The organism is Streptomyces sp. NPDC086519, from assembly GCF_040686075.1.
Lineage (GTDB): Bacteria > Actinomycetota > Actinomycetes > Streptomycetales > Streptomycetaceae > Streptomyces > Streptomyces shenzhenensis.
Map to the genome: position 1 here is coordinate 14419 of NZ_JBFBJL010000058.1, position 21822 is coordinate 36240.

Consider the following 21822-nt stretch of genomic DNA (forward strand, 5'->3'; position numbering starts at 1 on the left):
GCTGGACCTACGACCAGCCCGTTCGAGCCGTCGTACCACCGGATCCGGCGCATCGGCCGATCGGCTGACGCCGGTTCGAGCGGGGCGGGCGATGCGGCGGGCGCGGGCCGGACGGGACCCTCGGGGCATGCCAACCGTCATCGAAGTGACAGACCTGCGGAAGTCCTACGGCGGCCGGGCCGTCGTGGACGGGGTGAGTCTCGCCGTCGAGGAGGGCGAGATATTCGGGATCCTCGGGCCGAACGGGGCCGGTAAGACCACCACCGTGGAGTGCGTGGAGGGGCTGCGGGCGCCTGACGGGGGAAGGGTCCGGGTGACCGGGCTCGATCCGGTCGCCGACCACGAGAAGGTCTCCCGTGTCCTCGGCGCCCAGCTCCAGCAGAGCGAGCTGCCGCCCAAGCTCACCGTCCGCGAGGCCCTTGAGCTGTACGCCTCCTTCTACCCGAGCCCGCTCGACCGGGCGCCGCTCGCCGAGCGCCTCGGGCTCGCCGGCAAGCTCGCCACCCGGTTCGGCAAGCTGTCCGGCGGCCAGCGGCAACGCCTGTTCATCGCGCTGGCGCTGGTCGGGAACCCACGGGTCGTCGTCCTCGACGAGCTGACCACCGGGCTGGATCCGCGGGCCCGGCGGGACACCTGGGAGCTGATCGAGGACATCCGGGACCGCGGGGTCACCGTCCTCCTCGTCACCCACTTCATGGAGGAGGCGCAGCGGCTCTGCGACCGGATCGCGGTGATCGACAAGGGACGGGTGGCCGCCCTGGACACCCCGGCCGGGCTGATCCGCCGGAGCGCCGGTGCCACCGTCATCAGCTTCACCCCGTCCGCCCCCGTGGACGACCACGACCTCACCGCTCTCCCGGCCCTCGCCTCCGTCGAGCGCAAGGACGGCCGGATCACGCTCTCCGGCACCGACGAGACCGTCGACGCCGTCATCACCCTCCTCGCCCGGCACCGCATCACCGCCCACCAGCTCCGCGTCGTGGACGCGACCCTCGACGACGCCTTCCTGGACCTGACGAAGGAGGAAGCGGCATGAACACCGCCGTGCTGCGGACCGAGTTCCGGCTGTTCCGCCGTGAACCGGGCGCCGTCTTCTGGGTCTTCCTGTTCCCGACGCTGCTGCTCGTGATCCTCGGCTCGATCCCCTCGTTCCGGGAGGCCGACAAGTCCCTGGGCGGGCTGCGCCCGGTCGACGCCTACGTCCCCGTCGCCGTGCTGATCGCCCTGATCATGTCCGGTGTGCAGACGCTGCCGCAGGCACTCACCGGCCACCGGGAACGGGGCGTCCTGCGCCGGATGCGGCTCACCCCCGTACGGCCCTCCGCGCTGCTGTCCGCGCAGATGGTGGTGCAGGGCACGGTCGCGCTGGGCTCCGCGCTGCTGGCGCTGCTCGCGGGCCGGCTGGCCTTCGGCGTACCGCTGCCGAAGCAGCCCGGCGGCTACCTACTGGCGCTCCTGCTCGCGGCCGCGGCGGCCCTCGCCCTCGGCTCCGTCGTCTCGGCGCTGTCCCGCACCACGAGGATCGCGGGCGCGATCGGCTCGGCGGTCTTCTTCCCGATGATGTTCTGCGCCGGCGTGTGGATCCCGGTGCGGGAGATGCCGCACGCCATGGCCCGGGTGGTGCAGGCGACCCCGTTCGGGGCGGCGGCCCGGGCCCTGGACCAGGCCGCCGCCGGCCACTGGCCCGGCTGGGAGCACCTGGGCGTCCTCGCGGCCTGGACGATCCTGCTGACGGCCGGGGCCGCCCGCTGGTTCCGCTGGGAGTGAGCGGGTGCCGGAGACTGGAGCCATGACGCACGCCGAGGAACCGGCGACCAGGGCCTCCTTCGACCGCTGGGGGCCCTACGCGCTGCTGGCCGTGGGCGTGGTGACGGCGGTCGGCTCGGCCCGCGTGGTCGGCATGACACGGGCGGCGATGTGGGTCTCCGGCGTCCTGGTGGTCCTGGCCCTGCTGCTCCAGCTGTACTGGGGGCGGGCCGCCCGGAGGCGGCCGGGGCCGAACCGGACGAGTGTGACGCTGTACTTCGTGCGCTGGGCGCTCGGGTTCATGCTCACCTGGCTCAACCCGTTCTTCGCCTTCTACGCCGTCACCGGCTACTACAGTGCCGCCCGCCAGCTGACCCGCCGGCTGCTGCTGCCCGGCCTGTTCCTGACCGCCGTCACCATGGCGGGCAGCGAGATCGGCGGGATGCCGCCGCGCAGCCTGCTGTGGTGGTTCGGCTTCCTCATCGTGTTCGGCGCCAACTGCGGACTGGTCGCCCTCTTCACCCGCGCCCACGCGCAGGAGCAGGCGCACGCCCGCACCCAGGCCGAGACAATCGCCGAACTCGCCCGCACCAACACCGCGTTGCAGCAGGCCCTCGACGAGAACGCCGCGCTTCACGCCCAGCTCCTGGTACAGGCGCGGGAGGCCGGGGTCGCCGACGAGCGCCGCCGCCTCGCCGCCGAGATCCACGACACCATCGCGCAGGGGCTGGCCGGGATCATCGCCCAGCTCCAGGTCGTCAGCAACACCCCCGATCCCCAGCTGGCCGAGGAGCACGTGGGACGCGCCCTGGCGCTGGCCCGGCACAGCCTGGGCGAGGCCCGCCGCTCCGTGCACAACCTGGCCCCGGTGGCCCTGGAGCACGACGGCCTGCCCGAGGCGCTGCGGAAGACGGTCGCCGAATGGGGCGAACGGACGGCGACCCGCGCCGAGTTCACCCTCACCGGCACCGCCGAGCAACTGCACGAGGAGGTCGCGGCCACCCTCCTGCGCATCGTCGAGGAGGCCCTCTCCAACGCCGCCCGGCACGCGCACGCCTCCCGCGTCGGCGTCACCCTCTCCTACCTCGGCGGCTTCCCGGGCGGCGAGGTCATCCTGGACATCCGCGACGACGGCGTCGGCTTCGACTCGCTCGCCCTGCCCGCCCGCAGCCGCGCCGGCGGCTTCGGCCTGGACGGCATGCGCGCCCGCGCCGAACGCATCGCCGGTTCCCTGACCGTGGAGTCCGAACCGGGGCTCGGCACCGCCCTGTCGGCGCGCGTACCGTTGGTCCGCCATGACACCTGAGCCCCCGATCTCGCTGCTCGTCGTCGACGACCACCCCGTGGTCCGCGACGGACTGCGCGGCATGTTCGAGTCCGCCCCCGGTTTCACGGTCCTCGGCGAGGCGGCGAACGGCGTCGAAGCCGTCGCGCTCGCCGGCACCCTCGACCCGGACGTGATCCTGATGGACCTGCGGATGCCGGGCGGCGGCGGGGTCGACGCCATCCGCGAACTGGCCCGGCTCGGCTCCCGCGCCCAGGTGCTGGTCCTCACCACGTACGACACGGACTCCGACACCCTGCCCGCGATCGAGGCCGGCGCGACCGGCTACCTGCTCAAGGACGCCCCGCGCGAGGAGCTCTTCACCGCCGTCCGCGCCGCCGCGCAGGGCCGTACCGTCCTCTCCCCGGCCGTCGCCTCCCGGCTGGTCTCCGCCGTCCGCGCGCCCGGCACCCCCGGCAACGGACCGCTCTCCGCCCGGGAACGCGAGGTGCTGGCCCTGGTGGCCCGGGGCACCTCGAACCGCGAGATCGCCCGCGAGCTCTTCATCAGCGAGGCCACGGTGAAGACCCACCTCACCCACCTGTACGCCAAGCTGGGTGTCAACGACCGCGCGGCGGCGGTGGCCACGGCGTACCAGCGGGGGATCCTCGGTGAGACCGCCACCGGCCCGTGAGGGCGGGTGACGGCCCGGAACCGCCTCAGCCGGCCACCCTGAGCAGCAGCACCGCCCGTGCCGGCACCGTGATCGCGGTCCCGGCCTCGTGCACCACCCCCGGCTCCTCGGCCTGCTCCTCCCGCGCGGTGTCCACCAGCACCTCGTAGCGCTCCGCCCACGGCGGGCCCGGCAGCACGAACCGCGCCGGGCGGTCGCCGGCGTGCAGGACGGTCAGGAAGCTGTCGTCCAGGACCGGGGCGCCCCGCTCGTCGCGGCCCGGGATGTCCCGGCCCGAGAGGTACATGCCCAGGGTGGCGGCCGGCGCGTACCAGTCGCCCTCGGTCATCTCCGCGCCGTGGGCCGTGAACCAGGCCAGGTCGCGCAGGCCGTCCGCCGAGTGCGCGCGCCCGGAGAAGAAGGCGCGGCGGCGCAGCACCGGGTGGCGGTGGCGGAGCCGGATGAGGCGGGAGGTGAGGTCGAACAGCGGCCGCCAGGCGAGGTCGTCCAGCAGGCTCCAGTCCAGCCAGCTGATGTCGTTGTCCTGGCAGTAGGCGTTGTTGTTGCCGCGCTGCGTGCGGCCCAGCTCGTCACCGGCGACCAGCATCGGAACCCCCGTCGACAGCAACAGGGTGGTCAGCAGGTTCCGCAACTGCCGCCTGCGCAGCGCCCGTACGCCCTCGTCGTCCGTCTCGCCCTCCGCCCCGCAGTTCCAGGAGCGGTTGTCGCCGGAGCCGTCGCGGTTGCTCTCGCCGTTGGCCTCGTTGTGCTTGTGCTCGTACGACACGAGGTCGCGCAGGGTGTAACCGTCGTGCGCGGTGACGAAGTTGACGGAGGCGTAGGGGCGGCGGCCGCCCCAGGCGTAGAGGTCGCTGGAGCCGGAGAGGCGGTAGCCGAGGTCGCGCACGTCCGGGAGGGCGCCGCGCCAGAAGTCGCGGACGGCGTCGCGGTAGCGGTCGTTCCACTCCGTCCACAGCGGCGGGAAGGCGCCGACCTGGTAGCCGCCCGAGCCCACGTCCCACGGCTCGGCGATCAGCTTCACCCGGCGCAGCACCGGGTCCTGGGCGATCACGGCGAGGAAGGGGGAGAGCATGTCGACGTCGTGCATCGAGCGGGCCAGCGCCGCCGCGAGGTCGAAGCGGAAGCCGTCCACGCCCATTTCCGTGACCCAGTAGCGGAGGGAGTCGGTGATGAGGCGCAGGACGTGCGGGCGGACCACGTGCAGGGTGTTGCCGCAGCCGGTGTAGTCGGCGAAGCGGCGGGCGTCGTGGTCCTGGAGGCGGTAGTAACCCCGGTTGTCGATACCCTTCAGGGACAGCGTCGGACCCAGCTCGCCCGCCTCCGCGGTGTGGTTGTAGACCACGTCCAGGATGACCTCGATCCCGGCCGCGTGCAGCGCCCGCACCATCCGCTTGAACTCGCCGACCTGCTGTCCCGTCGTACCGGAGGCGGCGTAGGCCGCGTGCGGGGCGAAGTAGCCGACGGAGTTGTAGCCCCAGTAGTTCTTCAGGCCGCGCCTGAGCAGGTGGTCCTCGTGGGCGAACTGGTGGACGGGGAGGAGTTCGACGGCCGTCACGCCCAGGCTGACGAGGTGGTCGACCGCGGCCGGGTGCGCCAGTCCGGCGTAGGTGCCGCGCAGCTCCTCCGGTATCCCCGGGTGCAGTCTCGTGAAGCCGCGCACGTGGAGCTCGTAGATGACCGAGTCCGCCCACGGCGTCTTCGGGCGGTGGTCGTCGGACCAGTCGTCGTCATCGTGGACGACCACGCCCTTCGGGACGTACGGCGCCGAGTCGCGGTCGTCGCGGACGGTGTCGGCGACCTGCTGGTCGGGCCAGTCCCGGACATGCCCGTACACCTCGGGCGGCAGCGCGAACTCGCCGTCCACCGCCCGCGCGTACGGGTCCAGGAGCAGCTTCGCCGGGTTCCAGCGGGCGCCGGTCCACGGGTCCCAGCGGCCGTCGACCCGGTAGCCGTACCGCTGTCCCGGCAGCACACCGGGGACGAACCCGTGCCAGATCTCGTGCGTGAGTTCGGTCAGCGGGATTCGGGTCTCCCGCCCCTGCTCGTCGAAGAGGCACAGCCGGACCGCCTCCGCCCCGGCGGCCCACAGCGCGAAGTTGGTGCCCGCCACCCCGTCCGGGCCCACCCGGAACCGGGCGCCGAGCGGTGTCGACGCCCCCGGCCACGCCGACGGCACGGGCAGGGCCGTCCCGTTCACCGCGGGCCCCTCCACCGCGGCGCCGTCCGCCCTCGGGGCCCGCGCCCGTGCCCCCTGCTGCTCGGCTGCGCTCGTCACCTGTCGGCCCCTTTATGTGTCCCGCGGCTCGCCGACCACCGGGGCCCACCCGCCCGCGTCCGAGCAGCCGACGGCGCCCGGACTCCCGGTCCCGGGCACGGTCGGCGGCTCGCTACGGACGTGCCCGCGACAGCTCGCGCCCGGGCACGGCGGCTCCCCAGCTCGTCGTCCTTCCCTCTGTTCTGCCCAGTGCCGGCGTCGCACTCACGTTTCCCAGGGGCATGCCCGCTCGTTGAACGGCACGTGAGGCATCCACAAGGGCGCGCACGGCGCGCGGGGGCCGCGTTGGCCGCGGTACTGACATGGGCGGGGCTGCTGGCGGGAGCCGCCGGCTGCTCCTCGAACAGCACGGACGGGCTCGGCGTCGACCGCGTCCTCGGCGGCAGACCCCCGGCACCCGGGGACGTCATCCGCATCTCCCCGGACGACGGCAGCAGGTCCGTACGGCCCGGCGACCGGCTGACGGTACGGGTGCCGAGCGGCCGCCTGGAGTCCGTCAGCGTCGTCAGGTCCCAGGACGCCCAGGACTCCCCGGTCCCCGGGCACATCGCGGCGGACGGCACGACCTGGCGGCCCGACGAACCGAGACTCGCGCTCGCCGCCAAGTACACCGTCGACGCGGTCGCCGTCGACGGCGAGGGCCGCCGCTCCGCCCGCCACACCACCTTCACCACGCTCGTCCCCGGCGAGCGCTTCATCGGGTACGTCACCCCCGAGAACCGGGCCACCGTCGGCACCGGCATGATCGTCTCCCTCGCCTTCAGCCGCGACATCGACAACCGCGCCGCCGTCGAACGCGCGATCCAGGTCACCGCCAAGCCCGCCGTCGAGGTCCGCCCGCACTGGTTCGGCAGGAACCGCCTCGACTTCCGCCCCGAGCGCTACTGGCAGCCCGGCACGGTCGTCACCGTCGGCCTGAACCTCCGTGACGTCGAGGGCGCCCGAGGTGTCTACGGCCTCCAGTCCAAGACGTTCACCTTCACCGTCGGCCGCAGCCAGATCTCCCTGGTCGACGCGGCCGCGCACACCATGGAGGTCCGCCGGGACGGCGAGCTGCTCGCCACCGTGCCGATCACCGCGGGCGCGCCCGCGCACACCACCTACAACGGGAGGATGGTGGTGATGGAGATGCACGACGTCACCCGCATGAACAGCCGCACGGTCGGCTTCGGCGGCGAGTACGACATCCCGGACGTCCCGCACGCCCTCAAGCTCACCGACTCCGGCACCTTCCTGCACGGCAACTACTGGGCGCCGGACGCCCCCGGAAACGTCAACGTCAGCCACGGCTGCGTGGGGCTGCGGGACGTGAAGGGCGGCAGTTCGCAGACGCCCGCGGGCTGGTTCTACGACCGCAGCCTGATCGGCGACGTCATCGAGGTCGTCAACAGCAAGGACAAGACGGTCGCTCCCGACAACGGCCTGGGGGGATGGAACATGGGGTGGAAGGAGTGGAAGGCCGGCAGCGCGGTCAAGTGACCAGGTGGGGGGCGCGTCGGCGGGGCGATAAGTTGCGACGCAATGGTGACATTCGCCCAACACCAACCTCAAAACCCGGCGGTTAATATGCGCCAGAGCGCGCGGTTGACGCGCCGGGGTGGGCCTGACCAGGCCCTGGGAGGGGAGAACGACTGTGAACGAGCGGCCGATATCGGGGGCGCCGGTTCGGGGGGCGCGGAGGAAGCAGGGGATGGCGGTCGTCGCCGGCGTCCTGCTCATGGCCGTCACCGCCTGCGGCGGGGGCGGCTCCTCCGCCAAGGGGGCGGACCAGGGCAAGGCCAACGCCGATGACTCCACCACCCAGGCGAGCAAGCAGTCCGTGGCCACCGTCAGCATCAGCCCCAAGTCCGGTGCGACCGGCGTGGACACCAGCGGGGTGCTCAAGGTCACCGCGGCCAAGGGCCGGCTGACCGACGTCGAGGTCAAGGACGCCAAGGGCGACCAGGTCGACGGCACGATCGCCGCGGACGGGGTCAGCTGGACGCCCTCGACGCACCTCGCCAACTCCACGAAGTACACGGTGCACGCGGTCGCGAAGGACGCCGACGGACGTGAGTCGGCGGAGGACTCCAGCTTCACCACGCTCACCCCGAAGAACACGTTCGTCGGCTACTTCACGCCGGAGGACGGTTCCACGGTCGGTGTCGGCATGCCGTTCTCCGTCCGCTTCACCCGGGGCATCACCGACCCGGCCGCGGTGGAGAAGGCGATCACCATCAAGACCGAGCCGGCGGTCGACGTCGAGGGCCACTGGTTCGGCAACGACCGCCTCGACTTCCGCCCCGAGAACTACTGGAAGTCCGGCACGAAGGTCTCCGTCTCCCTCAACCTCAACGGCGTCGAGGGCCGTGACGGGGTGTACGGCAAGCAGGCCAAGACCGTGAAGTTCACGATCGGCCGCAACCAGGTGTCCGTCGTCGACGCCAAGAAGCACACGATGAAGGTCATGCAGGACGGCAAGGTCGTGAAGACCCTCGCGGTCACGACCGGCAAGCCGGGCTACGACACGTGGAACGGCCAGATGGTCATCAGCGAGAAGCTGCGCGTCACCCGCATGAACGGCGAGACGGTCGGCTACGGCGGCGAGTACGACATCAAGGACGTGCCGGACGCGATGCGGCTGACCACGTCCGGCACCTTCATCCATGGCAACTACTGGGGCGGCGACGCCTTCGGCAACTACAACGCGAGCCACGGGTGTGTGGGGCTGCGGGACATCCGGGGCGGGGGTGACCGGGCGCTGCCGGCGGCGTGGTTCTACGACCACTCGATCGTCGGGGACGTGGTGACGGTGAAGCACTCCGACGACCGGACCGTGTCGCCCGACAACGGGCTCAACGGCTGGAACATGTCCTGGCAGGAGTGGACCAAGTAGTCCTTCGCCCACGGGTGTGCGGGGCCGGTCGCGCCCACGCGGCGGAGCCGCGTGCCGATACGGCCCCGCGCCGCCGGAGCAGGGGTGGTGAACGCCCGCTAACCTGCGGGGCATGACTGTAACCCTCGAAGTCTCCTCAGGCGTGGGCACGCTGCGCCTGGACCGTCCGCCCATGAACGCCCTGGACGTCGCCACCCAGGACCGGCTCAAGGAGCTGGCCGAGGAGGCCACCCGGCGCGAAGACGTCCGTGCCGTCGTCATCTACGGCGGCGAGAAGGTCTTCGCGGCGGGAGCCGACATCAAGGAGATGCAGAACATGGACCATGCCGCCATGGTCCTGCGCTCCCGTGACCTCCAGGACTCCTTCACCGCCGTCGCCCGGATTCCCAAGCCGGTCGTCGCCGCCGTCACCGGGTACGCGCTCGGCGGCGGTTGCGAGCTCGCCCTGTGCGCGGACTACCGCATCGCCGCCGACAACGCCAAGCTCGGGCAGCCCGAGATCCTGCTCGGGCTCATCCCGGGGGCCGGCGGCACCCAGCGGCTGCCCCGGCTGGTCGGCCCGTCCAAGGCCAAGGACCTGATCTTCACGGGCCGTATGGTCAAGGCGGACGAGGCGCTCGCCATCGGCCTCGTCGACCGGGTCGTACCCGCCGCCGACGTCTACACCGAGGCGCACGCCTGGGCGGCGAAGCTGGCGCAGGGGCCGGCGATCGCGCTGCGGGCCGCCAAGGAGGCGGTCGACACCGGCGTGGAGACCGATCTGGAGACGGGGCTCGCCGTCGAACGGAACTGGTTCGCCGGACTGTTCGCCACCGAGGACCGGGAGCGCGGGATGCGGAGCTTCGTGGAGGAGGGGCCGGGCAAGGCCAAGTTCCTGTGATCTTCGCCCTGCTGTGAAAACCCCCGAACCACTTGCAATTGACGCGCCGTCTGATTCCAGGTCCCCCGATGGGGCGGACTTTGGGAGCCTTAAGGCAACCCTAAGCCCGCCTTGTCGAGGGGGTCGGCGATTGCCTGACAATAGGACGTCTTCGCAGGTCGGAACGGATACACAGGCTGCCGCTATGCCTGCGGCACATGCCAAAGGCCCGGTATCGGGCGGAAGCTTTGCGGGGGCGTATTCCTCGGGAACGGCCCCGGAGGGCACGCCGGGCGGCCATGATGGGGGCATGGCGGGGCTGGAGGGCATCGAACAGCCGCGGGGACACAGCCGTGCGGCCGCGGCGCGCTGGTCGCCTGCGGTCGAGGACGAGCGGGCACTCAGGGCGATCGAGCTGTTCGGCAATCCCACGGACGCGGAGGTTCCGCTGCCGTCCCGCCCCGAGTCCGCGGCGACCGCCCGCCGGCTCGTCCAGGTCGTCGTCCTCCGTCAGTGGCGGCTCAGCCCCAAGATGACGGAGGACGCGGTCTTACTCGTCTCGGAGCTGGTGGGCAACGCCGTACGGCACACGGGTGCCCGGGTGTTCGGCCTGCGGATGCGCCGCCGCCCCGGCTGGATCCGGGTGGAGGTGCGCGACCCGTCTCGGGGGCTGCCCTGTCTGATGCCGGTTCAGGAGACGGACATCAGCGGACGCGGACTGTTCCTGGTGGACAAGCTGGCGGACCGGTGGGGCGTCGACCTGCTGCCCCGAGGCAAGACGACGTGGTTCGAGATGCGGGTGGCCGACCGCGCCCCGTAGGAGCGCGGGGCTGTGCCGATGTGCGGCTGCCGCCGTGTGGGCGCGACCAGCCCCTACCGGTCCGCCGCCTGCAAATGTGGACCTTATCGGGTCAATCGCCCATTTTCTTACCTGTTCGCCCTTAAATGGTGCAGGTGACCCCCACCAACCGACGCGACCTCCTCCGCGCAGGCGCCGCCTTCACCGCCGTGGGCGCCTTCGTCACCGGTTGCGGCAACACCGGTACGGCCACCGCGGCACCGCCCCCCACCACCCCCACCACCCCCGCCCCCACGTCACCGCCGGCCTCCCCCGAGCGGCTGCCTTCCCAGATCACCCACGGCCCCCGCGGCGCCGCGTCCGTCGCCCTCACCTTCCACGGCCAGGGCGACCCCGCCCTCGCCGACCAGCTGCTCAGCACCGCCGAGCGGCACGGCGCCCACCTCACGGTCCTGGCCGTCGGCAGCTGGCTCGACGCGTACCCCGCCATGGCCCGCCGCGTCCTGGACGGCGGCCATGACCTGGGCAACCACACCCAGCGGCACATCTCCATCAACGCCATGGCGGAGGCGGACGCCCGCAAGGAGATCACCGACTGCGCCGAGCGGCTGAAGCGGCTCACCGGATCGATCGGGAGGTGGTTCCGCCCCTCCAGGGCGCCGACCGCCTCCCCGCTCGTCGCCCGGCTCGCGGCCGAGGCCGGCTACCCGCACGTGCTGTCGTACGACGTCGACTCGCTCGACTACACCCGGCCCGGCGCGCCGGCCATCACCCGCAAGGTGCTCGCGGAGGTCACGGGCGGCTCGGTGGTGAGCATGCACTTCGGGTATCCGGACACGGTCGCCGCCCTCCCCGCCGTCCTCCAAGAACTTGACCGCCGTGGACTGCGCGCGGTCACCACCACGGAGCTGTTCAGCTGATGCGAACCACGAACGCCGCCCGTCTGCTGTCCACCGGTGCCGTCCTCGCCGCCCTGGCGCTGCTGCCCGCGTGCAGCGGCGGTTCCGAGAGCCCCGGGACGCCGGCCGCCGGCACCACCGCGGCCGTGCAGCCGCCGGCGAAGAAGGCGGAGCCGGTCGTCGACGGGCTGCCGGGCATGCCCCCGGTCCTGGACCCGAAGGACGTGTACGCCGCCGACCGCCCCGGCAACCTCTCACCCGTGGTGAAAGGCTTCCCGTCCCTGGTCTACGTGCCGAACACCAACTCCGACACCGTCTCGGTCATCGACCCGAAGACGTACCGGGTGACCGGGACCATCCGGGTCGGCCGGCAGCCCCAGCACGTCGTGCCGTCCTGGGACCTGAAGACCCTGTGGGTCAACAACGACCTCGGCAACAGCCTCACCCCCATCGACCCGAGGACCGGCCGGGTCGGCAAGCCGGTCGCCGTGCACGACCCGTACAACCTGTACTTCACGCCCAACGGCAGATACGCGATCGTGATGGCCTCCAACGACCGCCAGTTGGTCTTCCGGGACGCGCACACCATGCAGACCGTCAAGGCCGTCCCGGTCAGCTGCTACGGCGTCAACCACGCCGACTTCTCGCTGGACGGCCGGTACTTCATCGTCTCCTGCGAGTTCAGCGGCGAACTGCTCAAGGTGGACACCGAGAAGATGCGGGTGCTCCGGCAGGAGAGACTGCCGTTCCACGGCGCGATGCCGCAGGACGTCAAGGTCTCCCCGGACGGCAAGCGGTTCTACATCGCCGACATGATGGCCGACGGAATGTGGATCCTGAACGGCGACACCTTCGCCAGACCGACCTTCCTGGCCACCGGCAAGGGCGCCCACGGGCTGTACGTCAGCCGGGACTCCCGCGAGATGTACATCTCCAACCGGGGCGAGGGCACCATCTCCGTCTTCGACTTCGCCCAGAACCGGCTGACCGGCAAGTGGCGGCTGCCCGGCGGCGGCAGCCCCGACATGGGCGGGGTGTCGGCGGACGGCAAGGTGCTGTGGCTGTCCGGCCGGTACAACTCCGAGGTGTACGCCATCGACACCCGCACCGGCACCGAACTGGCCCGCATCCACGTCGGCAGCGGCCCGCACGGCCTCGCCGTCTACCCGCAGCCGGGCCGCTACTCCCTCGGGCACACCGGCGTCTTCCGCTGACCATCGGCGACAGCCGGGTCGGCTCACTGCTTGAGCAGCAGCGCCTCGGCGCCGACCGGCACGTACCCGGCCGCCTGGAACGCCCGTACGCTGCGGGCGTTCCCCGGGGCGACCTGCGCCCACAGGGGCTCCCCGGCGAGCTGCCGGGCGGCGGCCACCAGGGCCCGGCCCAGCCCCCGTTGCCGTACCCCCTCGTCCACCTCCACGGAGACCTCGAGGCGTCCCGCGACCCCGCGGCCGAGCACCACCACCCCGCCGTCCGCCGCCCAGGCGCGCACCTCGTCGCGGCGGCGCCGGGCGTAGGCGACCCGCGCGTGGTCGGGCCCGGTCAGTTCGGTCAGCGGGAGGTCCGGGCGGCCGGGGAGCGGGCCGGCGACCAGCAGCGCGTCGATCGTCTCGTGCTCCCGGCCCGTGCGGTCCATGAGGGCGGTGAGGAAACGCGCGTTCATGGCCGCGGTCAACTCGTCGGCGGGGGTCGCGCGCAGGGTGTCGTGGATCCACTCCGGGTCCTCGTCGACGAAGACGACCGAGTGGGCGGTGAAGGAGAGGACGCCCGCGTCCCGGGCGGACGGCTGCGCCACGACCGTCGTACGGCCGTCGGGCGGGGGGAGGACGCCCCGGGCCGCCGCGTCCAGAATGTCACGCAAGGTCTGCACGACCGCACTCCTCGGCTTCTTGTGTCTCCACCCGCTGGAAGGCCCACACTCGCAGACATGCTGAGTCATCCGGGGGGAGGCCCCCCACACCCCCCAGCAGGCGGCACCGGACTTCTCACCATCGGCGAGCTGGCGAAGGCCACCGGGCTGACCGTGCGCACCATCCGCTACTGGTCCGACGAGGGCGTGCTCACCCCGGTGACCCGCTCATCGGGCGGCTACCGGCTCTACGACGCCGAGTCGTTCGCCCGCCTGGAGCTGATTCGCACCCTTCGCGAGCTGGGGCTCGGGCTCGGGCATGTGCGTGCGGTGCTCTCCGGCGAGCAGACCGTGGCCGAGGTCGCGGCCGCGCACGTGGCGGCGCTGGACGCGCAGATCCGCTCCCTGAAGGTGACCCGAGCAGTGCTGTCGACCGTGGCGCGACGTGGTTCCAGTGCGGAGGAGATGACCCTGATGAACAAACTGGCACGGCTGTCGGCGGCCGAGCGGCAGCGGATCGTGGACGACTTCGTGGAGGAGGTCTTCGAGGGGCTGGACACGGCCGACCCCTGGATCCGGGAGCGGACCCGCACCCTCGGGGTGGCGCTGCCCGACGAACCCACCCCGGAACAGGTTGACGCCTGGGTGGAGCTGGCCGAGCTGCTGCAGAACCCGGACTTCCGGGCGGCGATGCGCAGGATGATCGAGTTCAACGCGGCCGACCGGGGGCCGGACACCCCGGCGGGTGCCTCGCAGTGGTTCCTCCGCAAGCTGTTCGACATCGTCGGCGCGGCCCGAGCGCGCGGGGTGGCCCCCGAGGCACCGGAGGCGGACGCCGTGCTGACCGAGGTGTTCGGGGAGGGCACCGACCGGGCGGCGGTGCTGCGCCGTATCGATCTGGGCAACGAGGTGTCCCGTTACCGGGAGTTGGCGTCCGTCATCAAGGGCGCGCCGGCACCGCCGCGGTACGAGGAGGAGTTCGGCTGGGTGGTCGCCGCACTGAAGGCCTGGCCGGGCCGTTAATCTGACCTGCGACAGTACGCCGGTACGGCAGCAGAGAAACGAACAAGAGGGGCGGATCGGTGGCGGACATCGACGAGGCACGCGAGCAGTTCCAGCGGATCGACGCGGACGGTGACGGGTTCATCACCGCCGCCGAGTTCAAGTCCGCTCTCGCGAAGGGGGGCGACTGGAACGTCACCGACACGGTGGCCGAGGCCATCATCAAGACCCGCGACCTCAACGGCGACAAGGTCCTGTCGTTCGACGAGTTCTGGGCCTACCTGGACAAGTGAGGCAAGGGGGGTGCCCCGCTCCTGGAGCGGGGCACCCCTTTCGCATGCCCGGTCCACCGCCGGCAGGACCGCGCCGGCAGACGCGGGCGGCGGGGCGGGGCCTGCCTCCGCCGCACCCCGGGTCGTCGTCCGGTCACCCGACACTCGGACCCGGCGGCGGAGGTGCCGCGGGCGGACGGCGCCGCCGAGAACGTCGCCGTGATCGACACCAACAACTACTACCCGCGGGAGCGGGACGGCCGGATCGCCGGCATCGAGGACGAGGGCATCACGGAGAGCCGGTGGACCGAGCGGCAGATCGGCCACCCGGTGATCAAGGCCTTCAACGGCACCTTCGCCCAGGACATCCTGGACCGCGGCCGCCCCGCCGGGGACCCCGGGCGCCAGGCCCTCCCGGTCTCCGGCGACGACGAGGCCGCCAAGCGGGTCGTCCTCGCCCTGATCGACGAACTCGGCTTCGACACGGTGGACAACGGCGGCATCGACGACTCCTGGCGCCAGCAGCCGGGCACCCCGGTGTACGGGCTGCGCGCGGGCGTCGAAGGGGTGCGCAGCGCCCTGGCCGAGGCGTCCCCGGAACGCCCGGAGGGCTTCCGCGGCTGACCGTTGTGCCGCCGGGCCCGGCCGCCGCGGGGGAGCTCAGCCCTTCTTCGACGCCCAGGACTTGAGGGCGGCCTTGTCGGCGAAGCCGGCCACGTCCTTGTCGTGCGGGTCGCTGGTGTACTGGTGGAAAAGCCAGTGGGCCTTGATGCGGGGGTGGCCGGCGCTGACGTAGTCGGCGATCCAGAGGCCGTCACCGGTGTACGAGGTCGTGTCGACCGTGAGCCAGTAGGTGCGATTCGTGTAGAGAATCACCCGGTTGTTCGGGCGGAGTGCCTTCACCTTGCGGATGAAGGAGTCCTTCTCGGCGTGGCTCGCGTGGGTGCCGTCGCCGGTGGTCTCCCAGTCGACGGCGAGGATCTCGCCCGCCCTCTCGGGGGCGTGCCGGACGAAGTACTCGGCCTGGGCGGTGAGGTTGCCGGGCCAGAGGAAGTGGTAGAAGCCGACGACCAGTCCGGCGTCGCGTCCGGTCTTGGCCTGGGCGGCGAGTTTGGGGTTGACGTACGAATGCCCCTCCGTCGCCTTGATGAAGACGAAGGAGAGGCCATCCGTGTCGTAGCTCGACGACTGGTACGCGCTCACGTCGATTCCGTGCAGCATGTGGGGGGCTCCCTGGGTGCCAGTGGGGTGACACGAATTGCAACTGCGTATGTCGTATTCCCCGCCGCGGCGTGCCGGATCCCCGTGGGCGCGCGTGAATTGTCAGCCGCGGGCCGCCACCCCGCCGAGCACGGACGCCGACTTCGCCGACCAGTCGGAGGTGATGATGCTGGCGTGGTCGGCGGCGAGCAGCGCCAGCCGGGCCGCGGCCTCGGCGTCCGTCGGACTGGTCGAGGAGATCGCAGGGGAGACGCCGGCGGCGTCCGTCATGATCAGGATGTAGTGGTTCGTCGCGTAGAACGACGTGTCGTAGCCGTTGTTCACGTACGTCGCCGCGTCGCCGTCGAAGAACACGAACCAGGGCTGGATGGAGGAGTCGTACCTGCTGGTCCTCGGATCCCCGTTCTCGGCACCGAGTACGGCCGGGAAGGCCTGGGCCTGCGAGATGTTCCCGGCCGCGTACAGATCGCGCAGGTGGTCCCCGTACTCCTCGTCCGTCCAGTAGTGGTCGAACGGGTTGGCCTTCTCCACCGTGCCCGGGATCAGCTCGAAGATGAACTTGCCCTTGAGCTGGTCACGGGTGGGCCAGGCATTGGCCTTGGCGGCGGCGTCGAGCGTGGCGTACGACGAGCCGAGCAGGTCGGCCGGCTTGTACACACTGCTGCCGAGCTTCTGCGAGACGAGCGTGTCGAACGCGCTGGGTCCGAGGCCGATCGTCTGGTTGAACCCGACCTTCATCTCGACCTTGACGACGACGGGCGCGTGGTCGGGGTGCAACTGCTCCCAGGCCGCCATGTTGTCGAGGCAGCTGCCGAGGTCCTGGCTGGTGCTCTGGCTGTACAACTGGGCCGGGGTGCCGGCTTTTTCGCAGTTGTTGTCGTCGCCCCAGGGGTTGCTGTGGCTGACCCGCCACCGCTTGCTGATGCTGTCGACGTACACGTCCAGTTCCAGCAGCGACGCCCCGGAGTCCAGGGCCTGCGCCCAGTAGGTGTACTTGCCCTTCTCGTACGCGTTGTGCGTGCCGATGGTGGTGGTCGCGGAGAACTTCGCCGCGTCCAGGTCCGTGTCCGCGTGCGCGGCGGAGCCCGCCATCACGAACAGGGCCCCGGCACCCACGACCGCCGCCAGCCGTCTCAGTACACGCATGACCCAACTCCCTTGGGTTGGTGGTGAGTTGGCGGAAGCGTAGAAGCTAGTGGTTACTTGGCGGTAGCCCCCGGGGGAACATCGGCCTCCGGAATTCCCTCACGGCTCGACAGGCCGCACGTACGCTGACCGCGTGCCGAGGCCCGAGGAGGTGCTGGCGGATGGGACCCGTGCGGGGCGGCGGCCGACGGGTGACGGGTCTGTTCGTGGGGCTGTGCACCCTGGACGTCATCCAGCTGGTGGACCGGGTACCGGGTCCGGACGAGAAGCTGACGGCCCGTGACCAGGTGGCCGCCGCGGGCGGTCCGGCCACCGGCGCGGCCGTGGCCTTCGGCCGTCTGGGCGGCCTTCCCCGACTGCTCACCGGCCTCGGCTCCCATCCGCTGGCACTCGGGGTCCGGGCGGACCTCGACGCGCTCGGCGTGCGCGTCCTGGACCTGGCCGCCGAGCGCGTGGACCCGCCCGCGGTCTCCTCGATCCTGGTGACCGCGTCGACCGGCGAGCGCGCGGTCGCCTCCACCAACGCCACCGGGCACCGGCTGCGGGCCCCGGCCGGCCTGGAGGAGCTGGTGGAGTCGTGCGACATCGCCGAGTTCGACGGGCATCACATGGAACTGGCCGTCGACGTCGCGCACGTCGCCCGCTCGGCAGGCCGGCCCACCCTCCTCGACGCGGGCAGCTGGAAGAAGGGCACGGAGCGGCTGCTGGCGTCGACCGACATCGCCGTCTGCTCGGCGGACTTCCGGCCGCCCGGTGCCGGCACCACCGCCGAGACCCTGGAGTTCCTCCGGGACCACGGGGTGACCTGGGCGGCCGTCACCGGTGGCGGGGCGCCGATCGTGTGGGCGGGCCCCGGCGGTGGTGGCCTCGTCGACGTCCCGGAGACCCGCGTGGTGGACACGCTGGGCGCGGGCGACGTCCTGCACGGTGCCCTCGCCCACCACCTGAGCGGACTCGACCGGATCGACGGCCCGGCCTTCGCCGAGGCGCTGGCGAGGGCGGCCGCGGTGGCCTCCCGCGCCTGCGCCTCCTTCGGCACGCGCGCGTGGCTGACCGCGGACTGACCGGCGATCCCGAGCGAACCGTCAGGCCGGCACCCGCCCCCCGCACGCCCTGCTCGACGCCGTCACCACCGGACGCGGTCTTGCTTTCTACCACCCGTTCCACGGGCTGGCTGTGGGTGTGGGTGTGGGTGTGGGTGTGGGTGTGGGTGTGGCGGTGGTCGTGGTCGTGGTCGTGGGCCTGGGCGGATAGGTGGGTGAGGTCGGGGGCGGACGGTGTGGCGGCGGCCTGTCGGAGGCGCGGGAGCGGGTGGGGCTCGGGTGCGCGGTGGTCGTCGGGTGCGAGCCGGCACCGCTCCCATGCGCTGAGGAGTCGAGGAGATTGCCCGTCGCCTCGACCGCGGCGCCGCAGACGAGCAGCGTTGCGGCCAGCGCGGTCAGTCCGACGGAGGCGCGCAGTGTCCGGGACGCCGTGGAACGCGGGTCGACGTCCGTCATCAGTCCACGTACTCCTGGGCGACCTGGACGTACTCGAAGCCCTTGACATCGGTGGCGATCTGCATCTGACCGGTCTTCGACGAGGCGATCAGGGTGTTGAGCAGACCGGTGATCGCGGCGCTCAGCGCCGACTCGGTGTCCGAACCGTCGGCGATGAACAGCGCCTTGGTCGCCACCTGTTCCAGCACGTCGCGCTTCGCGCCGCCGAAGCCGTAGGCGATCACGTGCGGGTGGCGCGGCCAGTCCCTGTCCACCAGTTCGCGGAAGGAGCTGTGCCAGTGCGCGTCGGTCGGCCCGCCGTCGGTCAGGAAGAAGACCGTCGGCCGCAGGACGCTGAAGTTCTGCGTCCTCAGGTTGCTGACGTCCTGTTCGATGCACTCCCGTACCCGGTCGAAGGCCTTGCCGTACTCCGTGCGGCCGCCGCAGAGCACCTCGGGCATGGCCGGCACCTGCTCCATGTCCGACATCGGGATCACCACGTGCACATCGGTGGAGAAAGGCGACCACGCAGACGCGGGCGAACTCCGAGACCCGGGGATTCGTCGCCAGGTTGTAGTGCAGACGGGAGAGGGTCGCGTTGAGCACTGCCTCGTGCTCCTTCATCGACGAGGACGCGTCGATCACCACGTAGGTGGGCAGGCAGAGTGACATGGTGCACCTCTGAGCTAGTGGTTGGAGGCGATGACGAACAGCAGGATCACGGCCAGGACGAGGACGAGAATCCAGCCGGCCTGTAGGCCGGGCTCAGGCGCCTTGGGGGGTGCCGACTCGGTGTTCTTCACGGGCTCGGGGGCGTCGGCGGGGGACTGCTGGACGGGGGGCCGGGCGGGCAGCGGAGGCAGCGCAGTGCGTGTCGGACGCGGCACGGTCCTGAGATAGGGGCCGCCGTTCAGCGCCTGACCCAGCTGAGCGGCCGAGGGCCGTCGCTCGCGGTCGGTCGCGAGCAGCATGTCGAGCAGTACTTCGGAGACGGCGGGCTGGTTCTGCCAGTGGGACGCGGCGACGGTGTGGAAGGCGCCTGCGTCACGTTGGCCCGTCATGCATTTGGCGACGAGCAGTCCGAGCCGGTAGCGGTCGGTGTACTCGTCCGCGTCGGTACCCGGCGGCGTGAGCGGGTCGGCCCAGTTCGGCTGGTGGAGGTCGGGCATCTTCTTCGGCTGACAGCCGTCGACGTCGATGAGGTAGACAGAACGCTGATCCGGGCTCCAGAAGGCGTTGGAGAACGACCAGTCCGAGTAGACCAGGCCCAGCCTCTCCAAGATCGCGGCGAGCGCGGTCAGTCGGCGGCAGGCGGCCAGCCGGCCCGCAAAGCCGGGCGGCGGCAGTCCGACGCCCCGGATCGACTCGTCGGACTTCGCCAGCCAGTCGATCTCCACGAAGCGCCGATCGCTGAACTGGCCGCGCCGCAGCTCGGCACGGTACTGCTCGGGCGCCATCGGGATCACGCAGCCGACCGCCGGACTGCCCGGCTCGTGGATCCGGGCCGCGGGCCAGCAGGTGCCGGCGTACAGGACCGCACGATCCGCCTCCGGCAGCGTGCCCGGAGCCGAGATCAGCAGGTCGAGCCGATGGGCGTCCTCCGGGTGCTGGCCCGGCCGGTAGAGCTTGGCCAGCCAGCCCGGATGGTTCGTCAGCGGCCGCACGGCGACGGCCTGGCCGTTGTGTTCGGAGACCGGCTCGGCCAGTGGCCCGAGATCGCTGACACTCACGGCCCGGGGCAACGTCCAGCCCCGCGGATCGGCCGCCGGGGCGTCGCCGTCGCCGGCACTGTCATCGGCGCCGTCGACGAGGTGCGGTTCTGTCATGCCCGGCCACCGTTCCACATCACCACAGCGGTGCGGTCGTCAAGGCACTGCGGTGCGTCGAAGCCGACGTCGGCGGTGAACCGCGTGGCGGGGACCGGCGAGCGCCAGGCGTTCGCGAAGTACTCGTTGACGTTGCCCGCCGGGTCCGCCCACGCGTCGCCGACCCCGTCCGTGACCAGGGCGAGGGCGGCGCCGGGAGCCAGCGTGACGTAGTGGTCCCTGGCCAGGTGCGGTGTGTCCGGCAGCCGCCCGGCGACCTCGTTCGAGACCACCGCGGCCGCGCGGTCCTTGGCCTCGCCGGCGCAGAACCGCCACAGCGGGACGTGCGGGTCGAGCGTCCAGGCCGAACTGTCGCCGAGCCACGCCACCCAGGCCTTCGCGACGCCGTTCGCGTCCGGCTCGGCGAGCACCGCGGTGATCAGCACGGTGGCCAGGTGCGAGGCGGCGACACCACGGCCGGCCGCGTGCGCGGCGACCGACTCCGCGATCCGCCCGTACAGTTCCTTGACGTCGAGGCCGCCGAAGCCCACTGTCCCGATCTGCTCGCGCAGCAGGGTGACGGCCTGGCTGGAGGCCGTGGTGGCCCCGGCGTCGGACCAGGCCGCGCTGGACAGGCCGTCGGCCACGGCCACGATCGCGTACCGGCTGTCCCGGCTCCGCCCGATCCGGTAGGAGTCCTGGCGCGGTTCGGCGGGCCGGCCGCAGCGGTGGCCGGGCCCGATGACGGAGGCCGCGCGGATGGTGAAGGCACCGACCGTGGCCTCGTCGGCGGCGATCCCGTTCTGCACCGTGCGCTCCGGCAGCAGCCAGGGGTAGCCCTGGGCACGGGCGCCGTCGCCGAAGCGGGGGACGCTGAGATCGGTCGGCCGCTCCCGCAGGAACGGCTGGGGCCTCGGGGGCGGGGACTGCGGCGCCACGGGTCCGGCGACGTAGCGGCAGACCGGGACCGTTGTGCCGGGCCGGGGTTCCGGTGCGAGCCGGTCCCGCTGCCGGGCCGCCGCCGCCATGGACTCGGACCCCAGCACGGCCGCCGCGCCGACGACACCGACCGCCGCGAGGGCGAACACGTCCACCAGCGGGCCGTACCGCCGATGCGGCGTGCTGACCTCGACGAAGGCCCCGATGACGACGGCCACGAGCAGCACCGTCCGCAACCGTCCGTCCATGAGGCCGTCTCGCCGGCCGGCGTCCCGGCTCACGGCCGGTCCCCGGAATCGCGGGACTGCGGCCCGGAGGCAACGTGCTGAGTGCCGTGCTGCACCGCGAACACCTCACCTGAATGGGTGGCGGAATTGACCTGGATCACGATGTCCGGCCGTTCCGGGCCTCGCAGCGAAGCCAGGGACATGACGTCCTGGGCCAGCTCCGGGTTCCGGTCGAGCAGCTGGCACAGAGCCTCGGTCCAGTAGTCCACTGCACCGGCGTCGACCGCTCCCCTCGCGGCGGTCGACTGCCGGTTCAGTGCGACGGACAGCTCGTCGCGCCGGCTGCTCCGAGCCTGGGCGAGGACGCGGCTCATCAGCCTCTTCGCCTCCTGCCAGAGATCGGTGCCCATTGCGGAGACCAGAGCGCCGGCGCCGCTCGCGGCCAGCTCGGCGAGTTCCTCGTTCATCAGCG

Annotated in this window: 21 protein-coding genes and 1 pseudogene; 14 read left to right on the forward strand and 8 right to left on the reverse strand. The window is 71.9% G+C overall.

Features of this window, described 5'->3' with window-relative positions:
- The first annotated feature begins 127 nt into the window (after positions 1–127).
- The 4 genes from AB0P24_RS37205 to AB0P24_RS37220 are packed head-to-tail and all read left to right on the forward strand — an operon-like array spanning position 128 to position 3704.
- Positions 128–1036, forward strand: coding sequence for an ABC transporter ATP-binding protein (locus tag AB0P24_RS37205; protein ID WP_365801928.1), 909 nt, complete (start codon positions 128–130; stop codon positions 1034–1036).
- Positions 1033–1767, forward strand: coding sequence for an ABC transporter permease (locus AB0P24_RS37210; protein ID WP_365801930.1), 735 nt, complete (start codon positions 1033–1035; stop codon positions 1765–1767). Before AB0P24_RS37205 ends, AB0P24_RS37210 begins: the two co-directional genes overlap by 4 nt.
- Positions 1768–1789: 22 nt before the next feature.
- Positions 1790–3052, forward strand: a complete 1263-nt coding sequence (locus AB0P24_RS37215) for a sensor histidine kinase (RefSeq protein ID WP_365801932.1) — start codon at positions 1790–1792, stop codon at positions 3050–3052.
- Positions 3042–3704, forward strand: a complete 663-nt coding sequence (locus AB0P24_RS37220; protein ID WP_365801934.1) for a response regulator transcription factor — start codon at positions 3042–3044, stop codon at positions 3702–3704. Before AB0P24_RS37215 ends, AB0P24_RS37220 begins: the two co-directional genes overlap by 11 nt.
- A gap of 25 nt (positions 3705–3729) precedes the next feature.
- Here the strand turns inward: AB0P24_RS37220 and glgX are convergent, their stop codons facing one another.
- On the reverse strand, positions 3730–5916 hold the full coding sequence (gene glgX / locus AB0P24_RS37225) for a glycogen debranching protein GlgX (RefSeq protein ID WP_365801987.1): 2187 nt from the start codon (positions 5914–5916) through the stop codon (positions 3730–3732).
- 306 nt (positions 5917–6222) lie between these two features.
- On the opposite strand from glgX, the gene AB0P24_RS37230 reads away from it, so the two are divergent.
- The 6 genes from AB0P24_RS37230 to AB0P24_RS37255 all read left to right on the forward strand — a co-directional run bounded on the left by AB0P24_RS37230 (position 6223) and on the right by AB0P24_RS37255 (position 12625).
- Complete coding sequence (locus AB0P24_RS37230; protein ID WP_365801936.1) at positions 6223–7458, forward strand: Ig-like domain-containing protein; 1236 nt, start codon at positions 6223–6225, stop codon at positions 7456–7458.
- Positions 7459–7669: 211 nt separating this feature from the next.
- Positions 7670–8854 carry an Ig-like domain-containing protein gene (locus AB0P24_RS37235; protein WP_365801938.1) on the forward strand — a complete coding sequence of 395 codons (1185 nt, stop codon included), beginning with the start codon at positions 7670–7672 and terminating at the stop codon, positions 8852–8854.
- A gap of 112 nt (positions 8855–8966) precedes the next feature.
- Positions 8967–9734 carry an enoyl-CoA hydratase-related protein gene (locus tag AB0P24_RS37240; RefSeq protein WP_181806845.1) on the forward strand — a complete coding sequence of 256 codons (768 nt, stop codon included), beginning with the start codon at positions 8967–8969 and terminating at the stop codon, positions 9732–9734.
- Positions 9735–9918: 184 nt separating this feature from the next.
- Complete coding sequence (locus tag AB0P24_RS37245; protein ID WP_365801941.1) at positions 9919–10533, forward strand: ATP-binding protein; 615 nt, start codon at positions 9919–9921, stop codon at positions 10531–10533.
- Positions 10534–10658: 125 nt separating this feature from the next.
- Entirely contained in the window at positions 10659–11432 is a 774-nt protein-coding gene (locus AB0P24_RS37250; RefSeq protein WP_365801943.1) for a polysaccharide deacetylase family protein, read from the forward strand.
- Entirely contained in the window at positions 11432–12625 is a 1194-nt protein-coding gene (locus AB0P24_RS37255; RefSeq protein ID WP_365801945.1) for a hypothetical protein, read from the forward strand. Before AB0P24_RS37250 ends, AB0P24_RS37255 begins: the two co-directional genes overlap by 1 nt.
- 23 nt (positions 12626–12648) lie before the next feature.
- Here the strand turns inward: AB0P24_RS37255 and AB0P24_RS37260 are convergent, their stop codons facing one another.
- Positions 12649–13281 (reverse strand): GNAT family N-acetyltransferase, encoded by a 633-nt coding sequence (locus AB0P24_RS37260; RefSeq protein WP_365801947.1) that lies wholly within the window; start codon positions 13279–13281, stop codon positions 12649–12651.
- 57 nt (positions 13282–13338) lie between these two features.
- Between AB0P24_RS37260 and AB0P24_RS37265 the strand changes: the two genes are divergently transcribed.
- The 3 genes and pseudogenes from AB0P24_RS37265 to AB0P24_RS37275 form a co-directional block, all read left to right on the forward strand.
- Positions 13339–14283, forward strand: a complete 945-nt coding sequence (locus AB0P24_RS37265) for a MerR family transcriptional regulator (RefSeq protein WP_365801949.1) — start codon at positions 13339–13341, stop codon at positions 14281–14283.
- 59 nt (positions 14284–14342) lie between these two features.
- Complete coding sequence (locus tag AB0P24_RS37270) at positions 14343–14555, forward strand: EF-hand domain-containing protein (protein WP_365801951.1); 213 nt, start codon at positions 14343–14345, stop codon at positions 14553–14555.
- A 174-nt stretch (positions 14556–14729) separates the two neighbouring features.
- A pseudogene (locus AB0P24_RS37275) lies at positions 14730–15158 on the forward strand (NADP oxidoreductase); the annotation flags it as partial.
- Between the two features lie 36 nt (positions 15159–15194).
- Here AB0P24_RS37275 and AB0P24_RS37280 read toward each other — a convergent pair.
- The gene (locus AB0P24_RS37280) at positions 15195–15755 is read right to left on the reverse strand and encodes a GH25 family lysozyme (RefSeq protein ID WP_365801953.1); all 561 of its coding nucleotides are present in this window, start codon (positions 15753–15755) and stop codon (positions 15195–15197) included.
- A gap of 102 nt (positions 15756–15857) precedes the next feature.
- Positions 15858–16901, reverse strand: a complete 1044-nt coding sequence (locus AB0P24_RS37285) for a phosphatidylinositol-specific phospholipase C domain-containing protein (protein ID WP_365801955.1) — start codon at positions 16899–16901, stop codon at positions 15858–15860.
- Between the two features lie 161 nt (positions 16902–17062).
- Here AB0P24_RS37285 and AB0P24_RS37290 point away from each other — a divergent pair, with 161 nt between their 5' ends.
- A complete protein-coding gene (locus tag AB0P24_RS37290; RefSeq protein ID WP_365801957.1) occupies positions 17063–17965 on the forward strand; it encodes a PfkB family carbohydrate kinase in 903 nt (300 codons plus the stop codon).
- Between the two features lie 434 nt (positions 17966–18399).
- Here AB0P24_RS37290 and AB0P24_RS37295 read toward each other — a convergent pair whose 3' ends face one another.
- The 4 genes from AB0P24_RS37295 to AB0P24_RS37310 form a co-directional block, all read right to left on the reverse strand.
- Positions 18400–18867, reverse strand: a complete 468-nt coding sequence (locus AB0P24_RS37295) for a hypothetical protein (protein ID WP_365801959.1) — start codon at positions 18865–18867, stop codon at positions 18400–18402.
- A 198-nt stretch (positions 18868–19065) separates the two neighbouring features.
- Entirely contained in the window at positions 19066–20205 is a 1140-nt protein-coding gene (locus AB0P24_RS37300; RefSeq protein ID WP_365801961.1) for a hypothetical protein, read from the reverse strand.
- The gene (locus tag AB0P24_RS37305) at positions 20202–21404 is read right to left on the reverse strand and encodes a protein phosphatase 2C domain-containing protein (protein ID WP_365801963.1); all 1203 of its coding nucleotides are present in this window, start codon (positions 21402–21404) and stop codon (positions 20202–20204) included. The genes AB0P24_RS37300 and AB0P24_RS37305 overlap by 4 nt, the downstream gene beginning before the upstream one ends.
- Entirely contained in the window at positions 21401–21817 is a 417-nt protein-coding gene (locus AB0P24_RS37310; protein ID WP_365801965.1) for a hypothetical protein, read from the reverse strand. The genes AB0P24_RS37305 and AB0P24_RS37310 overlap by 4 nt, the downstream gene beginning before the upstream one ends.
- Positions 21818–21822 lie beyond the last annotated feature (5 nt).